Source organism: Streptomyces sp. NPDC015127 (assembly GCF_043080095.1).
Classification (GTDB): Bacteria; Actinomycetota; Actinomycetes; order Streptomycetales; family Streptomycetaceae; genus Streptomyces.
This window is the reverse complement of sequence record NZ_JBIBVE010000005.1, coordinates 1-16,820: the sequence shown is the minus strand read 5'-3', so window position 1 is coordinate 16,820 and position 16,820 is coordinate 1. Positions and strand designations below refer to the sequence as shown.

At 72.6% G+C, this 16,820-nt stretch carries 17 protein-coding genes; 9 read left to right on the top strand and 8 right to left on the bottom strand.

Annotated features, from left to right (window positions below):
- The first annotated feature begins 155 nt into the window (after nucleotides 1-155).
- Nucleotides 156-1,127, top strand: coding sequence for an ATP-binding cassette domain-containing protein (locus tag ACF08N_RS11245; RefSeq protein ID WP_392324349.1), 972 nt, complete (start codon nucleotides 156-158; stop codon nucleotides 1,125-1,127).
- The gene (locus ACF08N_RS11240) at nucleotides 1,124-1,978 is read left to right on the top strand and encodes an ABC transporter permease (RefSeq protein ID WP_392324348.1); all 855 of its coding nucleotides are present in this window, start codon (nucleotides 1,124-1,126) and stop codon (nucleotides 1,976-1,978) included. The genes ACF08N_RS11245 and ACF08N_RS11240 overlap by 4 nt, the downstream gene beginning before the upstream one ends.
- A 106-nt stretch (nucleotides 1,979-2,084) precedes the next feature.
- Here ACF08N_RS11240 and ACF08N_RS11235 read toward each other — a convergent pair whose 3' ends face one another.
- From ACF08N_RS11235 to ACF08N_RS11225, 3 genes are all read right to left on the bottom strand, one after another.
- Entirely contained in the window at nucleotides 2,085-2,531 is a 447-nt protein-coding gene (locus tag ACF08N_RS11235; protein ID WP_392324347.1) for a universal stress protein, read from the bottom strand.
- A gap of 71 nt (nucleotides 2,532-2,602) precedes the next feature.
- Nucleotides 2,603-3,226: an FMN reductase gene (locus ACF08N_RS11230; RefSeq protein ID WP_392324346.1), complete on the bottom strand. Its 624-nt coding sequence runs from the start codon at nucleotides 3,224-3,226 to the stop codon at nucleotides 2,603-2,605.
- Nucleotides 3,223-4,338 (bottom strand): LLM class flavin-dependent oxidoreductase, encoded by a 1,116-nt coding sequence (locus ACF08N_RS11225; protein WP_392324345.1) that lies wholly within the window; start codon nucleotides 4,336-4,338, stop codon nucleotides 3,223-3,225. Before ACF08N_RS11225 ends, ACF08N_RS11230 begins: the two co-directional genes overlap by 4 nt.
- 148 nt (nucleotides 4,339-4,486) lie before the next feature.
- Here ACF08N_RS11225 and ACF08N_RS11220 point away from each other — a divergent pair, with 148 nt between their 5' ends.
- Nucleotides 4,487-4,621, top strand: coding sequence for a DUF6126 family protein (locus ACF08N_RS11220; RefSeq protein WP_392324344.1), 135 nt, complete (start codon nucleotides 4,487-4,489; stop codon nucleotides 4,619-4,621).
- Between the two features lie 51 nt (nucleotides 4,622-4,672).
- Here the strand turns inward: ACF08N_RS11220 and ACF08N_RS11215 are convergent, their stop codons facing one another.
- Entirely contained in the window at nucleotides 4,673-5,461 is a 789-nt protein-coding gene (locus ACF08N_RS11215) for a hypothetical protein (protein WP_392324343.1), read from the bottom strand.
- A 941-nt stretch (nucleotides 5,462-6,402) separates the two neighbouring features.
- Between ACF08N_RS11215 and ACF08N_RS11210 the strand changes: the two genes are divergently transcribed.
- The 4 genes from ACF08N_RS11210 (at nucleotide 6,403) to ACF08N_RS11195 (ending at nucleotide 10,557) form a co-directional block, all read left to right on the top strand.
- Nucleotides 6,403-8,445 (top strand): FAD-dependent oxidoreductase, encoded by a 2,043-nt coding sequence (locus tag ACF08N_RS11210; protein WP_392324342.1) that lies wholly within the window; start codon nucleotides 6,403-6,405, stop codon nucleotides 8,443-8,445.
- A gap of 184 nt (nucleotides 8,446-8,629) precedes the next feature.
- Nucleotides 8,630-9,508, top strand: a complete 879-nt coding sequence (locus ACF08N_RS11205; protein WP_392324341.1) for a septum formation family protein — start codon at nucleotides 8,630-8,632, stop codon at nucleotides 9,506-9,508.
- 86 nt (nucleotides 9,509-9,594) lie between these two features.
- Nucleotides 9,595-10,149, top strand: coding sequence for a PadR family transcriptional regulator (locus ACF08N_RS11200; protein ID WP_392324340.1), 555 nt, complete (start codon nucleotides 9,595-9,597; stop codon nucleotides 10,147-10,149).
- A gap of 222 nt (nucleotides 10,150-10,371) precedes the next feature.
- Nucleotides 10,372-10,557 (top strand): hypothetical protein, encoded by a 186-nt coding sequence (locus ACF08N_RS11195; protein ID WP_392324339.1) that lies wholly within the window; start codon nucleotides 10,372-10,374, stop codon nucleotides 10,555-10,557.
- A gap of 13 nt (nucleotides 10,558-10,570) precedes the next feature.
- Here ACF08N_RS11195 and ACF08N_RS11190 read toward each other — a convergent pair whose 3' ends face one another.
- Nucleotides 10,571-11,668, bottom strand: a complete 1,098-nt coding sequence (locus ACF08N_RS11190; RefSeq protein ID WP_392324672.1) for a magnesium and cobalt transport protein CorA — start codon at nucleotides 11,666-11,668, stop codon at nucleotides 10,571-10,573.
- 188 nt (nucleotides 11,669-11,856) lie between these two features.
- Here ACF08N_RS11190 and ACF08N_RS11185 point away from each other — a divergent pair, with 188 nt between their 5' ends.
- Complete coding sequence (locus ACF08N_RS11185; RefSeq protein ID WP_392324338.1) at nucleotides 11,857-13,146, top strand: phytase; 1,290 nt, start codon at nucleotides 11,857-11,859, stop codon at nucleotides 13,144-13,146.
- Nucleotides 13,147-13,217: 71 nt separating this feature from the next.
- Here the strand turns inward: ACF08N_RS11185 and ACF08N_RS11180 are convergent, their stop codons facing one another.
- The 3 genes from ACF08N_RS11180 to ACF08N_RS11170 all read right to left on the bottom strand — a co-directional run bounded on the left by ACF08N_RS11180 (nucleotide 13,218) and on the right by ACF08N_RS11170 (nucleotide 15,157).
- Nucleotides 13,218-14,495, bottom strand: coding sequence for a GTP-binding protein (locus ACF08N_RS11180; protein WP_392324337.1), 1,278 nt, complete (start codon nucleotides 14,493-14,495; stop codon nucleotides 13,218-13,220).
- 5 nt (nucleotides 14,496-14,500) lie between these two features.
- Complete coding sequence (rpmF, locus tag ACF08N_RS11175) at nucleotides 14,501-14,671, bottom strand: 50S ribosomal protein L32 (RefSeq protein WP_392324336.1); 171 nt, start codon at nucleotides 14,669-14,671, stop codon at nucleotides 14,501-14,503.
- 114 nt (nucleotides 14,672-14,785) lie between these two features.
- Nucleotides 14,786-15,157 (bottom strand): ArsR/SmtB family transcription factor, encoded by a 372-nt coding sequence (locus ACF08N_RS11170; RefSeq protein ID WP_392324335.1) that lies wholly within the window; start codon nucleotides 15,155-15,157, stop codon nucleotides 14,786-14,788.
- A gap of 143 nt (nucleotides 15,158-15,300) precedes the next feature.
- Here ACF08N_RS11170 and ACF08N_RS11165 point away from each other — a divergent pair, with 143 nt between their 5' ends.
- A complete protein-coding gene (locus tag ACF08N_RS11165) occupies nucleotides 15,301-16,671 on the top strand; it encodes an NAD(P)-binding domain-containing protein (protein WP_392324334.1) in 1,371 nt (456 codons plus the stop codon).
- Nucleotides 16,672-16,820: the final 149 nt, after the last annotated feature.

Below are 16,820 nucleotides of genomic sequence, written 5' to 3'. Positions count from 1 at the left end.
GCCGGACGTTCTCCCGCGCGGCCGCCGGATCCGATCCGGCGGCCGTGCCTTGCCGTCTCGCGCCCCCTGCCCAGCATGTCCCTCCGGACCCACCGATGAATTCGCGCACCCGCACGAGTCCTGACTTCCGGACCCAAGGAACCGAAGGGCTGACGATGAGTACTGACCTGGCAATCGAGACCACCGGCCTGGTGAAGGTCTTCGGCGACAACCGCGCCGTGGACGGCGTCGATCTCCGCGTGCCGGCCGGCACGGTCTACGGAGTCCTCGGACCCAACGGCGCGGGCAAGACGACCACCGTGCGCATGCTGGCCACCCTGCTCAGGCCGGACGGCGGCGAGGCCCGCGTCTTCGGCAAGGACGTCCAGCGGGACGCCGACGCGGTCCGCAGCCGGGTCAGCCTCACCGGTCAGTACGCCTCCGTCGACGAGGACCTGACCGGCACCGAGAACCTGGTGCTCCTCGCCCGTCTGCTCGGCCACTCCACGTCCGCGGCGCGCGAGCGCGCCGCGCAGCTGCTGGAGGCCTTCGGCCTGCGCGAGGCGTCCGACAAGCAGGTGAAGAACTACTCGGGCGGCATGCGGCGCCGTATCGACATCGCCGCGTCCATCCTCAACACCCCGGACCTGCTGTTCCTGGACGAGCCGACCACCGGGCTCGACCCGCGCAGCCGCAACCAGGTCTGGGACATCGTGCGCGCGGTCGTCGCCCAGGGCACGACCGTGCTGCTGACGACCCAGTACCTGGACGAGGCCGACCGGCTCGCGTCCCGTATCGCCGTGATCGACCACGGCAAGGTGATCGCGGAGGGCACGAAGGGCGAGCTGAAGGCGTCCGTCGGGTCGGGGGCCGTCCATCTGCGGCTGCGCGAGGCCGAGCAGCGGCCCGCGGCCGAGCGGGTGCTGGCCGCCGCGCTCGGCGCCGAGGTCGTGCTCGACCCCGACCCGGTCGCCCTCACCGCCCGGGTCGACGGCAGCGGCAGCGACCGGGGAGCGGCGGAGCAGGCCGCGCACGCGCTGGCCGAGCTGGCCCGCAACGGCATCACCGTGGACAACTTCGCGCTGGGGCAGCCCAGCCTGGACGAGGTCTTCCTCGCCCTGACCGACAAGAAGGGGGAGGCGGCATGAGCACCGCGACCACCACCCAGGACTCCGGCGACATCGAACTCCAGGCGCCGAGGGCGGAGGCGCTCGCCGCCCTGCTCTCGGGGGAACGGCCGCCGCGACCGAGCGCCTGGTCGACGTCGCTGACATTCGGCTGGCGCGCCATGCTCAAGATCAAGCACGTGCCGGAGCAGCTGTTCGACGTGACCGCGTTCCCGATCATGATGGTGCTGATGTACACGTACCTCTTCGGCGGCGCGATCGCCGGCTCGGTCTCGGCGTACATCCAGTTCCTGCTGCCCGGCATCCTCACCATGAGCGTCGTGATGATCACGATGTACACGGGCGTCGCGGTCAACAACGACATCTCCAAGGGGGTCTTCGACCGCTTCCGTACGCTGCCGATCTGGCGGCCCGCCCCGATGGTCGGCTACCTCCTCGGCGACGTCGTGCGCTATCTGATCGCCTCTGTCGTCATGCTCGCCGTCGGCCTGGTCATCGGTTACCGCCCCGAGGGCGGACCGGTCGGCATCGTGCTCGGGGTCGTGCTGCTGATGGTCTTCTCGTTCTCGTTCTCCTGGATCTGGACGATGTTCGGCCTGCTGCTGCGCACAGAGAAGTCGGTGATGGGCGTCAGCATGATGGTCATCTTCCCGATGACGTTCCTGAGCAATGTGTTCGTCGACCCGGGGACCATGCCGGGCTGGCTCCAGGCGTTCGTCAACAACAGCCCGGTCACCCATGTGGCGACGGCCGTGCGCGAACTGATGGCGGGCAACTGGCCGGCGGCGGACATCGGCTGGTCCCTGGGCTGGTCCGCGGTGCTCGTGGTCGTGTTCGGCTCGGTGACGATGCGGCTCTACAACCGCAAGTAGAGCCGGGCCGCCCCGTGTCGCGGCCGCCCCGCCCGCGCGTCGCGGCCGGTGGGTACGAGGCGGGGGCGCCCAGGGGCGGCACCACCGAGCGCGCCCGGCGAAGCCGTCAGGCTGTTTCCGCCTCGCCCCGCACCACCACGACCGGGCAGGGGGCGTGCTGGGTGAGGTGGAGCCCCACCGAGCCCAGCAGTGCCGCCTTGAACCCGCTGTACCCGCGGTCCCCGACGACCAGCAGCGTCGCCCCCTGGGCACGGTCCATCAGGGCCTGCGCCGGGTTGCCGATCATGACCTTGCGGGTGATCGAGGCCGCGGCCTCGGCACCCACGGTCTGCTCCAGTGTGTCGTCGAGGATCCTGCCCGCCATCCCCTCGGGGTCGAAGTCCGCGGGCAGGGCGGGCACCATGGCCGCCCAGCCCGCCGCCGGGTACTCCCAGCTGATGACGGCTTCCAGGGCCTCGCCGGTGAGCCCGGCCTGCCGCACGGCCCAGCGCAGTGCCCGGACGGACGGCTCGGAGCCGTCCACCCCCACGACGATCCTGCCGGTCTTCGCCATTCCGCCACCTCCGTGGTTCATGAGCTCGAACTCGGTTCAAGCCTACGGATAAGTGGCCTAGGAACCCAGAACTAGGCAAACAGGTCGGCGGTGGCAGCCGCCTCCGGCGCGCCCTGAGCCGGGACGCCGGCCGTCGGGACCAGCGTGCGGGCCAGCTCGCGCCCCGCCCGCGCGATGCGGTCCGGCAGGGTGGCGGTGAGCGCGTCGCCCGTGCCGCCCCAGTCCTCCGACGCCGCGTACACGGCGGTCGGCACGACCGCGGCCCGCAGGTAGGCGAACAGCGGCCGCAGCGCGTGGTCCAGCACCAGCGAGTGCCGGGCCGTCCCGCCGGTCGCCGCGATCAGGACGGGTGTGCCGGCGAGGGCGTCGGGCTCGACCAGGTCGAAGAAGGACTTGAACAGGCCGCTGTAGGAGGCCGTGAACACCGGCGTGACCGCGATCAGCGCGTCCGCCCCCGTCACCGCCTCGATCGCCTCCTCGAGCGCGGGCGCGGGGAAGCCCGTCACGAAGTGGTGGGCGATCGGCACGGCCAGGTCGCGCAGCTCCACGACGCGAACCTCCACCGGGCGTCCGGCGCCCGCGAGTTCGCGGCGTACGGCCTCGGTGAGCCGGTCGGCGAGCAGCCGCGTGGACGACGGGACGCTCAGCCCCGCGGCGACGACCACGAGGCGCAGCGGCTCGGCGGTGTGCGTCATGACGACTCCTTCGTGTCCTGGATGCCATGGGTGTCCTGGGTGTCGCGCGCGGCGACGGCGGGGTGCAGCGGCGCCGTCTCGGGCACGGTGTCCGGCCGCAGGCGGGCGAACTCCTTGCGCAGCACGGGCACGACCTCCTCGCCGAGGATGTCGAGCTGCTCCAGCACCGTCTTCAGCGGAAGTCCGGCGTGGTCCATGAGGAACAGCTGGCGCTGGTAGTCGCCGACGGCGTCGCGGAAGCCGAGCGTGCGCTCGATCACCTGCTGCGGGGAGCCGACGGTCAGCGGAGTCTGCTCGGTGAAGTCCTCCAGGGAGGGGCCGTGGCCGTAGACCGGCGCGTTGTCGAAGTACGGGCGGAACTCCTTCACGGCGTCCTGCGAGTTCCCGCGCATGAACACCTGGCCGCCGAGTCCGACGATCGCCTGCTCGGGCGTGCCGTGTCCGTAGTGCGCGTAGCGCTCGCGGTAGAGCGCGACCATCTTCCGGGTGTGGGACATGGGCCAGAAGATGTTGTTGTGGAAGAAGCCGTCGCCGTAGTACGCGGCCTGCTCGGCGATCTCGGGGGAGCGGATCGAGCCGTGCCAGACGAACGGCGGGACGCCGTCCAGCGGGCGCGGGGTGGCGGTGAAGCCCTGGAGCGGAGTGCGGAACTTCCCCTCCCAGTCGACCACGTCCTCCCTCCACAGCCTGTGGAGAAGCGCGTAGTTCTCGATGGCGAGCGGGATGCCCTGCCGGATGTCCTGCCCGAACCACGGATAGACCGGGCCGGTGTTGCCGCGGCCCATCATGAGGTCGACGCGCCCGTCGGCGATGTGCTGGAGGTAGGCGTAGTCCTCGGCGATCTTCACCGGGTCGTTGGTGGTGATCAGGGTGGTCGAGGTCGACAGGGTCAGCCGGTCGGTCCGGGCCGCGAGGTGCCCGAGGAGGGTGGTGGGGGACGACGGCACGAAGGGCGGGTTGTGGTGCTCGCCCGTCGCGAAGACGTCCAGGCCGACCTCCTCCGCCTTCTCGGCGATGGCGATCGTGGCCTTGATCCGCTCGTGCTCGCTCGGCGTACGGCCAGTGGTCGGGTCGGTCGTGACGTCCCCGACCGTGAAGATGCCGAACTGCATGGAGGTCACCTCTCGGGCTAGTGGTTGAATCTTGAACTATACCCGTGAACGACGCCCCTCCGGTCGGTATTCCGCGGCGCCCGGCCCGCGCCCGTACCCTGGTCCCCGGCCCCGCCCGGGGCCGCGACCGCGAGGGCCGGAGGCCGGCATGGGTGGACACGAGAGCGAGGAGTGGAAGGAGCGCGGCGTGGCGCTGCGCGTCTTCGTGTACGTGTTCGCGACCCACCTCTTCGCGGGTTTCGTATGGCTCCTCTTCTACGTGGGCGACCACGCCCAGAAGTGATCTCGGCGCCGGCCCGGCCGCGAGGCGCCCGCGCCGGTCAGCCGGTGCCGGTCACCCGGTGCCGGCCGCGCCGGGGAAGAGCTGGCGGAAGGCGTCCGCGGACTCGGTGCCGGACCGCCCGAACGGCGCGTCGAAGTCCCACACCAGGAACAGCAGGAACGCGATCAGCGCGCTGAAAAGACCGGCGAGCAGCAGTTCCCGGAAGGAGCGGCCGATCTGCATCGTGAAGATCAGCCCGATGGTGACGACCGCCCCGCTGATCAGGCCGAACCACACGATGCCCGGCAGTGTCTCCTCGGCGCCCGAGGCCCGGGCGTTGCGCGCGTCCTCGGCAGCGGCCACCTGGTCGAGCATCGGCTGGTACGCCTGCGCCTCCAACTCGTTCACCGGCTCGCGCTCGGCGACCCCGGTGCGCACGGTGGCCAGCAGCTCCGTCCCGCGCGGCGACAGCTCCTCGTGGTCGATCATCCGCGGCCACTCCTCCTCGACCACCTCCGCGACATAGGCGTCGACGTTCGTCCGCAGCTGCTCCCGGAAGTCGGCCGGGTACACCTGGGCGCGCTGGGTGACCTCGTACAGCGCCTGCGCCTCGGCGCGTACGGCATCCTGGGCGGCCCCGCGGGCCTCCCAGACGCCGGCGATGGCGAGGCCGAGCACGATCGCGTACACGACGCCGACCATCATCACCATGTACTCGAGGACGTCGGGCGTCTCCGGCGCCTCCGCGGCCTCCAGGCCGTCCGCCGCGTCGCGCGTCCTGCGCTGGCTGAGGAGCGTGACGACGAGGACGACGGCGCAGGCGGCCGCCATCACGGTGGCGAGGACCAGCCATTCGGACATGGGGATCTCCGGGGTGTCGTGAGGGCGTGCGGGACGAGGCGGGTCAGGAGCGGCCGCGCCGAGCGGCGGAACCGGAACGGGGACGCAGCATGGCCGCGGCGAGCACGGCCGGGGTCGTGGTCACGAGCATCAGGACCGTGAGGGGGGTGCCGTCGGCCTTGGGGCGCTGTGCGGCGGGCCGGTAGGTACGGATGGCGACCGCCTGGGGCGGCGGTGCGGCGACGGGCGATTCCGCAGCGGGCGGCGGCTCGTTCGGAGGCGGGGGTGGGGCCGGCGGTGCCGGACGCGCGGGGGGCGGTGACGGCAGCTCCTCCGCAGGCGCCGGCGCAGGCGGAGGCGCGGGCGTGGCCGGAGATGGAGGCGCAGGCGTGGCCGGGGGCGCGGGCGGTTCGGGGGAAGGCGGCTTCGGTGCAGGGGGTGCCGGCCGAGCGGGCGGCTTCGGCGCGGGGGGCCGCGGCGGGGGCGGCTTCGGCGCCGGGTGCGGCGGTACGGGAACGGGGGGCTTCGGCGCCGGGCAGTGGCCGACGCCGATCGTCACGCCGAGAGGTGATCCTGCCGGGCCCGGCAGGGACACGGACACCGACAGGGCCGGCTGCGGCTCCGCCGCCTCCCGTGCCGGTGCGGATGCCGACACCGCGGCCCGCCCGCGTCCGTCCGGGTCCTCGGCCGCGGAGGTGCCGATGCCCGCCCCCTGCGTGCCGAGAACCGCGACGATCCCCAGTGCGCTCACCTGCTGCCAACCCGCCACGGCCGCCACGGTAGAGGTCCGGAACGGGGTTGTATGCCCAAGATCACCCGTATGGCTGATGAAAGCACTTTTTCGACCGCGTGGACGACCGCATTCGGACGAGCGTGATCGAGCTCATTTTGCACTTTGTTGCAAAAGGGTCCGGGGGTCGCTAGAACTGGGAAGCGACGAGCCCGCGCGAGGAGGCGCCCCGATGAGTACGAGCACTGCCCGGCCGACCCCGTACCCGCATCTGCTGAGCCCGCTCGACCTCGGGTTCACGACGCTGCCCAACCGGGTGCTGATGGGGTCCATGCATGTCGGCCTCGAAGAGGCCGAGAACGGCTTCGCGCGCATGGCCGCCTTCTACGCCGAGCGCGCCCGCGGCGGCGTCGGCCTGATCGTCACCGGCGGCATCGCCCCCAACGACCGCGGCCGCCCGTACGAGGGCGGCGCCAAGCTCACCACCGAGGACGAGGCCAACCGCCACCGGGTCGTCACCGATGCCGTGCACGCCGAGGGCGGCCGGATCGCCATGCAGATCCTGCACTTCGGCCGGTACGCCTACCACCAGGACCTCGTCGCCCCGAGCGCGATCCAGGCCCCGATCAGCCCGTTCGTCCCGCACGCGCTCACCGATGCCGAGATCGAGGAGACGATCGAGGACTTCGTCCGCGCCGCCGTCCTCGCGCGCTCCGCCGGATACGACGGCGTCGAGATCATGGGCTCCGAGGGCTACTTCATCAACGAGTTCATCGCGAGCGCCACCAACCACCGCACCGACCGCTGGGGCGGCTCGTACGAGAACCGCATCCGGCTGCCCCTGGAGATCGTCCGCCGCACCCGCGAGGCGGTCGGCCCCGACTTCATCCTGATCTACCGGCTCTCCATGCTCGACCTGGTGCCCGGCGGCTCCTCGCTCGACGAGGTGATCACGCTCGCGAAGGCCGTCGAGGCGGCCGGCGCCACGATCATCAACACCGGCATCGGCTGGCACGAGGCCCGTATCCCCACCATCGCCACGTCCGTGCCGCGCGGCGCCTACACCTGGGTCACCAAGAAGCTGATGGGCGCGGTGTCCGTCCCGCTGGTGACCAGCAACCGGATCAACACCCCCGAGGTCGCCGAGCAGTTGCTGGCCGACGGGCGCGCGGACATGGTCTCGATGGCCCGGCCGTTCCTCGCCGACCCCGCGTTCGTGGCCAAGGCGCAGGCCGGCCGGCCCGAGAGCATCAACACCTGCATCGGCTGCAACCAGGCGTGCCTCGACCACACCTTCAGCCTGAAGATCACCTCCTGCCTGGTCAATCCGCGTGCCTGCCACGAGACCGAGCTCGTCCTCGCCCCCACCCGGCGGGCCAAGCGCGTCGCCGTCGTCGGAGCCGGACCCGCGGGCCTGGCCTGTGCCGTCTCCGCCGCCGAACGCGGCCACGCCGTCACCCTGTTCGACGCGGCCGACGAGGTCGGCGGCCAGCTGAACATCGCCAAGCGCGTGCCCGGCAAGGAGGAGTTCGACGAGACCCTGCGCTACTTCCGTACGCAGCTCGTCGAGCGCGGTGTCGAGGTGCGCCTCGGCACCCGGGTCTCGGCCGCAGACCTGCCGGCGGACACCTTCGACGAGGTCGTCGTCGCCACGGGCGTGACCCCGCGCACGCCTCAGATCCCGGGCGTCGACCACGCGAGCGTCGTCAGCTACCTCGACGTGCTGCGCGACGGCGCGCCGGTCGGCGAGCGCGTGGCGGTCGTCGGCGCCGGCGGCATCGGCTTCGACGTGGCCGAGTACCTCACCGACGGCGGCGAGGGCGCGAGCCTGGACCCGGAGACGTACTTCCGTCAGTGGGGCGTCGACACGGCCTACGCCGCTCCCGGCGGCCTCACCGCGCCGAAGCGCCCCGCGCCGCCGCGAGCCGTGCACCTGCTCCAGCGCAAGACGAGCAAGGTCGGCGCCGGGCTCGGCAAGACGACCGGCTGGATCCACCGCACGGAACTCAAGCACCGCGGCGTGACGATGACGGCCGGCGTGACCTACGACCGGATCGACGACGAGGGCCTGCACATCACCGTCGACGGCACCTCCTCGGTGCTGCCGGTCGACACGGTGGTGCTGTGCACCGGCCAGGAGCCGCAGCGTTCGCTGTACGAGGAGCTGAGCGCGGCCGGCCGTACGGTCCACCTCATCGGCGGCGCGGACGTGGCCGCCGAGCTGGACGCGAAGCGCGCCATCGACCAGGGCACGCGGCTCGCTGCCGCCCTGTGACCATGCCTTCCCGTCGTGGGCCCGGGACGGCCGGCGACCTGCCATGACCCGCTCCGCGGCCGGGCGGTGACGCACTCGCGTCCCGCCCGGCAGCCGCAGCGTGCCCGTGCCCACAGCGCTGTCACAGGGGTGGCATACGATGCGGCCGACATTCATAAGACTTTCATAAGAGGATGTACGCGTCATGGCAGTCCGCACCCCTTCCCGTCTTCTGCGCGGCATCTCCGCCGTCGTCGCCCTGCTCGCGGTCGGCGCCGTGGGCTGCTCGGATGTCGTCGAGAGCGCCAAGGACGGCGCGGAGAAGGTGGCCCGCCAGCGCTCGGTCTTCCAGCTGAACATCGGGGACTGCTACAACCCGAACACCAAGGCGGCCGAGGGCGAGACGCTCAGCATCGAGATGGTGCCGTGCGGCGAGGCGCACCAGGGGCAGGTCGTCGGCGAGTTCACGCTCGACGACGCGAAGACGTTCCCCGGCAACGAGGCGATCTGGGCGACCGCCGACGAGCGCTGCCCGGCCGAGGCGGCGAAGTTCGCCCCCGACACCTGGGCGCTGCCCGAGGGCGTCGAGATCTTCTACTACACGCCGACCAAGGAGAGCTGGTCGACCGGCGACCGCGCCGTGAGCTGCTCCTACACCAAGGAGAAGGGCACGATCACCGGCTCGCTGAAGAGCGGCGCGGACAAGCCCGAGCAGACCGCCTACCTCAAGGGCGCGAACGCCGTCTACGACGCGCTGTGGGCGAACCAGCCCGAGGCGGACAACGTCGAGGATGACCTCGACGGCTACAAGGCGCAGGCCAAGGCCGTCGCCGCCGCCCTCGAAGCGCACGTCAAGGGCCTGCAGGGCATCCAGGGCGAGGAGACCGGCAAGCTCCGCGCGCAGCTGGAGAAGACCGCCGGGCACTGGAAGAAGGCCGCGAACGCCGCCGACTCCGACGCGTTCTACGTCTCCTACGACCCGGCCTTCACCGGCCTCGACCCGAACAAGACGGTCGCGGCCCGCAAGGAACTGGGCCTGACCACCACCGTCCCGGCCGACGAGGCCGAGGTCTGGGCGGGCTGACGCCCCGCGGGGCGGTCCCGCCGCCCGGCCCCCGGCGGGCCGGGTGGGCGGGACCCCCACGACGGTGCGAGTCCTAAGCTGCGGCCATGTCCCTGCCCCACGCGATCCTCACGGCCCTGCTCGAAAAGCCCTCGTCGGGCCTGGAGCTGACGCGCCGTTTCGACCGGTCGATCGGCTACTTCTGGTCGGCGACCCACCAGCAGATCTACCGCGAGCTGGGAAAACTGGAGCAGGCCGGCCACATCAGGGCCCTGCCGTCGGCGCAGCCGACCCGCGGGCAGAAGAAGGAGTACGAGGTCCTGCCCGCGGGCCGCGAGGAACTGGCCGCCTGGACGGCCCGCTCCGAGGACCCCAAGTCCGTACGCGACCCGCTGCTGCTGCGCCTGCGCGCGGCGGCGGTGGTCGGCGGCGCGGGCATGGAGGACGAACTGGTCCGCCACCTGGAACTGCACCGCGCCCAGTTGGCCGACTACGAGCGGATCGAGGCGCGCGACTTCCCGCCGGAACGCCGCATCACCCAGGAGGACCGGCTGCGCCATGTCGTCCTGCGGGCGGGCATCGAGCTGGAGACGTTCTGGACGAAGTGGCTGACGGACACGCTGACGGAACTCGCGCCGGAGCGCGGTCGCCCGACGTCCTGACGCGTCTCCGACGCGTGGTGGCCGGTGTCCTGACGCGCCCGGAGCGCGCGCGGCCGACTTCCTGACGGCCTCCCGGCGCGGGGCCGGTTCCCGACGCGTCCCCGACCCGGTCGGACGCGGCCTGACGTCCCCGACGCGCGTGCGGGCGGCGTCCCGACGCGCCCCGACCCGGTCGGACGCGTCCCGGATGCGGGGGCGCGCGTCGCGTGAGAGCGTCGCCGCGTGGCTGACTCACTGATCGCCGCCTGCTGTGCGGCAGCGCTCGTCCTGCTCGTGAGGTCCGTCCTCGGACTGCGCCGGGCCGGCGGCGGCACGGACCCCTCCGCCGAGGCCCACTCGGTGACCCTCGCGCTCTACGGCGGCGCGGTCGCGCTCGTGACGCTGGGGCTGTTCATCGCCCTGACCTGAGCGCGGGCGCGGCTCACAGCCAGCCGTTGCGGCGGAAGCTGCGGTGGATGAGCACGCAGGCGGTCGTCATCACGGCCAGGACGAGCGGATAGCCGTAGGTCCAGCGCAGTTCCGGCATGTGCGTGAAGTTCATGCCGTACACCCCGCAGACCATCGTGGGCACGGCGACGATCGCCGCCCATGCCGTGATCTTGCGCATGTCCTCGTTCTGGGCGACGGTCACCTGGGCGAGATGCGCCTGGAGGATCGAGTCGAGCAGTCCGTCGAAGGCGTTGATCTGCTCGCACGTGCGGGCCAGGTGGTCGGCGACGTCGCGGAAGTACGGCTGGATGTCCTCGCCGATCGGCGGCAGGGGGCTGGTGGCCAGCACCCGCAGGGGCCGCTCCAGCGGTGTCACGGCCCGCTTGAGCTCCAGGAGCTCGCGCTTGAGCTGGTAGATCCGCCCGGCGTCCCCGCGGCCGGCGTGCTGGCTGAAGACGGCGGTCTCGACGGCGTCCACATCGTTCTGGAGCGCGTCGGCCGCGGCCAGGTAGTCGTCCACGACGTGGTCGGCTATCGCGTGCAGGACGGCGGCCGGGCCCTTCGCCAACTGCTCGGGCGCGGCCTCCAGTTCCTCCCGCAGCGGGCCCAGCGAACCGTGCCGCCCGTGCCGGACCGTGATGACGAAGTCGGTGCCGGCGAAGACCGCGAGTTCGCCGGTGTCCACGACCTCGCTGGTGGCGGTCAGTTCCTCGTGCTCGACGTAGCGGCAGGTCTTGAACACGGCGAACAGCGTCCCGGGCCCGTCGGGGTCGTCGTAGCGCTGCACCTTGGGGCGCTGATGCGCCCGGACCGCGTCGTCGACGGCGAGCGGGTGGAGCCGGAACAGCTCGGCGAGGGAGGCGAGTTCGGCCTCGTCGGGCTCGTGCAGGCCGATCCACACGAAACCGCGCCCGGTCTTGCGCGCCTCGCGCAGTGCCTCGTCGGCCGTGGAGGGGCCGGGCCGGCGTTCCCCGTCCTCGTACAGCACGCAATTGACCACCGCGCTGCCGAGCGGCGAGCGTGCGGGGTGGCTGAGGTCGACGGTGCGGCGGTAGGCGCGGTGTACGACGCGGCGCAGGCTGCGGATCATCGGCACGGCGGGGCCCCTTCGAGCGGCGGAGGGTCAGTGTGCCATTCGTGGTGCGGGGAGCCCGTTCGGGGCCTCTTCGATGAGTTCATGACATGCATGCGCGGGCATCACCCCGAGGACGCCGTGCCGTCACGGCCCGCCCGCAGGCTCACGGCGGATCACCGTGTCCCCGGCATCGAGGAGCCCACGTGAACGCTCGTGCAGCCGTGCTCGTCACCGCTCTGACGGCGCTCGCCGCCGTCGCCACCGCGCCGGCCTCGGCGACCTCCGGCGCCCTGTTGCCCGCCGTGACGCCGCGCGCCGAGACCCCCACGCTCCACGACGACGAGGCGGGCGGCAACGCCGACGCCGACGACCCCGCGATCTGGCGCAACGCGGCGGATCCCGGGCGCAGTCTGGTCATCGCCACCGCCAAGGAGGGCGGACTGCGCGTCTACGACCTCGCGGCCCGGCCGGTCCAGTCGGTGCCCGCACCGCCGCCCGCCGCCGAGGGCGACGCCCCCGGCCGCTTCAACAACGTCGATCTCGTCCACGGCCTGCGGCTGCCGTCGGGCCGGGCCGACGTCGCGGTGACCAGCGACCGCGGCCACGACCGCCTGCGCGTCCACCGCATCGACCGCGACCGGCCCGGCGGTCCGCTCACGGACGTCACCGATCCGGCGGCGCCGCCGGTGTTCTCCGCGGACCAGGACGAGATCAACGACCAGCGCACCGCGTACGGCCTGGCCACCTGGACCGACCCGGCGACGGGCCGCTCATACGCCCTGGTCAGCCGTCGCGAGCGCACCACAGTCGCGCTGCTGGAGCTGACCCCGACGCCCGCCGGCACGGTCACCTACCGCACCGTCCGCACCCTGGACCTGCCCTCCGCCTTCCGGCTCCCGGACGGCACGTCCTGGACGCCGTGCGCCGAGCCGGGCGCACTCCCCCAGGTCGAGGGCATGGTGGTCGACCCGGCGAACGGAATGCTCTACGCCGGTCAGGAGGACGTCGGCGTCTGGCGGCTGCGCGCCGATCTGACGGGCACGCCCGAACTGGTCGACAAGGTCCGCGAATACGGCGTGCCGGCCACGTACGACGAGCCGTCGGACGAGTGCGTCGCCGGACCCGACCCGGGCTACGGCGGCTCTCGCCTGGCCGCGGACGTGGAGGGGCTGACGCTGCTCACCGAGTCCGACGGCGACGGATACGTCCTCGCCTCCAGCCAGGGCGACAACACCTTCGCCGCGTACGACCGCGAGGTCGGGGACGACAACGAGTACGAGGGCGGCTTCCGGGTCACCGCGGCGTCCGCGACGCTCGACGGGTCCGAGGAGTGCGACGGCGCTGCGGTGCTGAACGCCCCGCTGGGCCACCGATATCCGAACGGCCTGCTGGTGGTCCAGGACGGCGACGAGACCCCGGCGGACGGCGACCGCGCCGGAACGGACTTCACGTTCGTCGACCTGGGCGACGTGCGGGACGCGCTCGACGACTGAGTGCGGACGTCCCCGTAGGACGGTCCGGGCCGGACGGTGCCGTGGCTGCGACCACCGTCCGGCCCGGAGGTTCAGGGCCGGAGCACGTGCTCCCGTGCCGGGCCGTGCCCGTGCTCGCGGAGGTGCGTGTGCTCGTGGGCGTGCCCCTGCTCGTGGGAGTGCGCATGCTCCGGGGCGTGCTCCTGCGCCGCGACGCCGTGCTCGTGCTCGTGCTCGCAGGCGTCGGCGATGCCGTACGTGTCCCATGCCGGGAACGGGTCGTCGTGGGGCACGGGTTCGCCGTCCGCCATCAGGCACGCCTCCAGCGCGGCACGGAGCGCGTCGGCGCGCAGGCCGGTGCCGATGAAGACCAGTTCCTGGTCCTGTGTGCTGCCGGCGTCGCGCACGCCCGACGGCTCGAAGCGGGCCACGGAGCCGGCCTGCGACCACAGGCCCGTCACGGCGGGCCGGCTCGCCAGCCGGAAGAACCCCTTGGAGCGCAGGACCTGCCCGTACGTCCCGCTGTCGAGTCCCTCGGTGACGAACTCCCACAGGCGCCCCGGGTGGAAGGGCCGTGCGGCGCGGAAGACGGTGGAGGAGATGCCGTACTCCTCGGTCTCCGGGACGTGGTCGCCGTTGAGCTCCATGACCCAGCCCGGTGCCTGCTGGGCGCGCTCCAGGTCGAACAGCCCCGTGCCCAGCACCTCGCCGACGGCGACTCGGCCGTGGCGGGCGGGGACGATGCGCGCGACGGGATTGAGGCGGCTGAGCGCGGCCCGCAGCCGTGCGGCGTCGTCGGCGTCCACGAGGTCGAGCTTGTTGAGCACGATGACGTCGGCGAACTCGATCTGGTCCATCAGCAGGTCGCTGACGGTGCGTTCGTCGTCCTCGTACTGGTCGAGACCGCGCTCGGCGAGCCCGTCCCCGCCCGCCAGCTCGGGCAGGAAGTTGGCGGCGTCGACGACCGTGACCATGGTGTCCAGTCGGGCGACGTCACCGAGGGTCGCGCCGTCGTCGCGGGGGAAGGCGAACGTCGCGGCGACGGGCATCGGCTCGGAGATGCCGCTGGACTCGATCAGCAGGTGGTCGAAGCGGCCCTCGCGGGCCAGCCGGTCGACCTCCTCCAGCAGGTCGTCCCGCAGGGTGCAGCAGATGCACCCGTTGGTCATCTCGACCAGGCGCTCCTCGGTCCGCGACAGCGCGGCCTCGCCGCCGCGCACGAGCGCCGCGTCGATGTTGATCTCGCTCATGTCGTTGACGATGACCGCGACGCGCAGGCCCTCGCGATTGCCGAGGACATGGTTGAGCAGGGTGGTCTTGCCCGCCCCGAGGAAGCCCGACAGGACGGTCACGGGCAGTCGGCCGGTCACGCCGGTCAGCCCTCGGGGTGCAGCAGGCCGCGCTCGTAGGCCTTCACCAGCCGCTGCGGCACCAGGTAGGTGGAACCGTCGACGGTGACCGGCACGAGCTGGGCCGTCGTCGCCTTCCACTGGGAGCGGCGGTGGCGGGTGTTGCTGCGGGACATCTTCCGCTTGGGAACGGCCATGGGAAACCTCCAGGTGAGCGACCGCCCCAGACCCTAGCTGAAAATGGTTCCCAATATCAATTGCGCTCTTCGTGGTGCTGTCGCCGGGGGCGCCTTCGTCGCCCGGCGCGGGCGTCAGGCGGCGGCGGCCGTCGTCAGCAGGCGCCCCATCGCGGCGAGCACGGACGGCTCGACCCGGTAGTAGACCCAGGTGCCGCGCCGCTCGGAGGTCAGCAGCCCGGCCTCCTTGAGCTTCTTCAGGTGGTGGGAGACCGTCGGCTGCGAGACGCCGACGTCGGAGATGTCGCACACGCACGCCTCGCCGCCCTCGTGGGAGGCGACCGCCGAGAACAGCCGCAGGCGCACGGGGTCGCCGAGCGCCTTGAACATCTTCGCGGTGCGCTCCGCCTCCTCCGCGTTCAGCGGGCGCTCGGTCAGTGGCGGGCAGCACGGCACAACGGGCGCGGACTCCGGTTCCAGCAGTGGCAGCACCTGCGTATTCGACATATGTCTATGTTGACACACGTCGAAGCAGCTCGGGGCTCCGAGGGCAACAGTTCGATGAATGTCTATGTTGACAGACGTCGATGCAGGTGTGATGCTGGCCGCAGAACGCATCGACAAACATCGAAACAACGAGGAGTGGACCGATGAACGCGCCTGCTACCACCGAGCTGCCCGTCGCCGTCGTCGGAGCCGGGCCCGTCGGCCTCGCCGCCGCGGCCCACCTGATCGAGCAGGGCATCGAACCGCTGGTCCTGGAGGCGGGCCCGGTCGCGGGCACCGCCGTGCGGGAGTGGGCGCACGTGCGGCTGTTCTCCCCCTGGGCCGAGGTCGTCGACCCCGCGGCCGAGAAGCTCCTGGCCCCGACCGGCTGGGTCAGGCCCGACGACGCCGCCTACCCGACGGGCGGCGACTGGGCCGAGCAGTACCTCCAGCCGCTCGCCGACGTCCTCGGCGACAGGGTCCGCTACGGGACCACCGTCACCGGCGTCGCCCGCGCGGGCCGCGACCGCGTCGTCGACTCCGGCCGGGACGAGCAGCCCTTCACCGTGCACGTCACCACTGCGGACGGCGGTGAGGAGCGGATCACCGTCCGCGCCGTCGTCGACGCCTCCGGCACCTGGACCACTCCGGGCCCCCTCGGCGGCAACGGTCTGCCCGCGCTCGGGGAAAGGACGGCGGCCGACCGGATCTCCTACCGGGTCCCGGACCTCAAGGACCGGGCCGTGCGGGCCCGTTACGCCGGCAGGCGCACCGCCGTCGTCGGCTCCGGCGCCTCCGCGTTCACGGCCCTGGCCACCCTCGCCGACCTGGCGAAGGAGGAGGCGGGGACGCACGCGGTGTGGGTGCTGCGCCGGGGCATCAGCGGGTCCACCTTCGGCGGCGGCGAGGCCGACCAGCTCCCCGCCCGAGGCGCGCTGGGCCTTGCCGCCAAGGCGGCGGTCGACGCCGGGTACGCCTCCGCCGTCACCGGTTTCCGCACCGCGGCCGTCGAACGCGACGGCGACGGGCGCCTCGTGCTGGTCTCCGAGGACGGCGGCCGCACCGAGCCGGTCGACGAGGTCGTCGTCCTCACCGGCTTCCGCCCCGACCTCTCCTTCCACTCCGAGCTCCGCCTCGGCCTCGACGAGCGTCTCCAGGCCCCCGTCGAACTGGCGCCGCTCATCGACCCCAACGTCCACTCCTGCGGCACCGTGTACCCCCACGGCGTGCGCGAGCTCTCCCACCCCGAGCAGGGCGTCTTCCTGGTGGGCATGAAGTCCTACGGACGCGCTCCGACGTTCCTGGCCATGACCGGCTACGAGCAGACCCGTTCGATCGCCGCCGCACTCGCCGGGGACACGGAGGCGGCCGAGCGTGTCGAGCTGACCCTCCCGGAGACCGGTGTGTGCGGTGGCGCGGGGCTGTTCGACGAGCCCGAGGCGGCCGAGGCGTCGGGTGGCTGCTGCGGCGCCCCCGCCACGCTCCAGATCGGCGCCACGGCCCCGGGGACCGCCTCCACCTCCGGCGGCTGCTGACCCCCGTGAGCGGAATCCGCCGGCGCGGGGGCCCCCCCCCCCCCCGGGGCCCCCCCCCGGCCCCCGCCCCCCCCCCCCCCCCGGGGGCCCCCCCCCCCCCCCCCCGGGGGGGGCCCGAAAAACCCCTCCCCCCCCCCCGCCCCCCCCCC

Coding starts and splice junctions, on each gene's coding strand:
- ACF08N_RS11165 (WP_392324334.1), top strand. CDS start 15,301: ATGAACGCGCCTGCTACCACCGAGCTGCCCGTCGCCGTCGTCGGAGCC.
- ACF08N_RS11210 (WP_392324342.1), top strand. CDS start 6,403: ATGAGTACGAGCACTGCCCGGCCGACCCCGTACCCGCATCTGCTGAGC.
- ACF08N_RS11225 (WP_392324345.1), bottom strand. CDS start 4,338: ATGCAGTTCGGCATCTTCACGGTCGGGGACGTCACGACCGACCCGACC.
- ACF08N_RS11200 (WP_392324340.1), top strand. CDS start 9,595: ATGTCCCTGCCCCACGCGATCCTCACGGCCCTGCTCGAAAAGCCCTCG.
- ACF08N_RS11215 (WP_392324343.1), bottom strand. CDS start 5,461: ATGTCCGAATGGCTGGTCCTCGCCACCGTGATGGCGGCCGCCTGCGCC.
- ACF08N_RS11230 (WP_392324346.1), bottom strand. CDS start 3,226: ATGACGCACACCGCCGAGCCGCTGCGCCTCGTGGTCGTCGCCGCGGGG.
- ACF08N_RS11220 (WP_392324344.1), top strand. CDS start 4,487: ATGGGTGGACACGAGAGCGAGGAGTGGAAGGAGCGCGGCGTGGCGCTG.
- ACF08N_RS11170 (WP_392324335.1), bottom strand. CDS start 15,157: ATGTCGAATACGCAGGTGCTGCCACTGCTGGAACCGGAGTCCGCGCCC.
- ACF08N_RS11235 (WP_392324347.1), bottom strand. CDS start 2,531: ATGGCGAAGACCGGCAGGATCGTCGTGGGGGTGGACGGCTCCGAGCCG.
- ACF08N_RS11245 (WP_392324349.1), top strand. CDS start 156: ATGAGTACTGACCTGGCAATCGAGACCACCGGCCTGGTGAAGGTCTTC.
- rpmF (WP_392324336.1), bottom strand. CDS start 14,671: ATGGCCGTTCCCAAGCGGAAGATGTCCCGCAGCAACACCCGCCACCGC.
- ACF08N_RS11240 (WP_392324348.1), top strand. CDS start 1,124: ATGAGCACCGCGACCACCACCCAGGACTCCGGCGACATCGAACTCCAG.
- ACF08N_RS11205 (WP_392324341.1), top strand. CDS start 8,630: ATGGCAGTCCGCACCCCTTCCCGTCTTCTGCGCGGCATCTCCGCCGTC.
- ACF08N_RS11190 (WP_392324672.1), bottom strand. CDS start 11,668: ATGATCCGCAGCCTGCGCCGCGTCGTACACCGCGCCTACCGCCGCACC.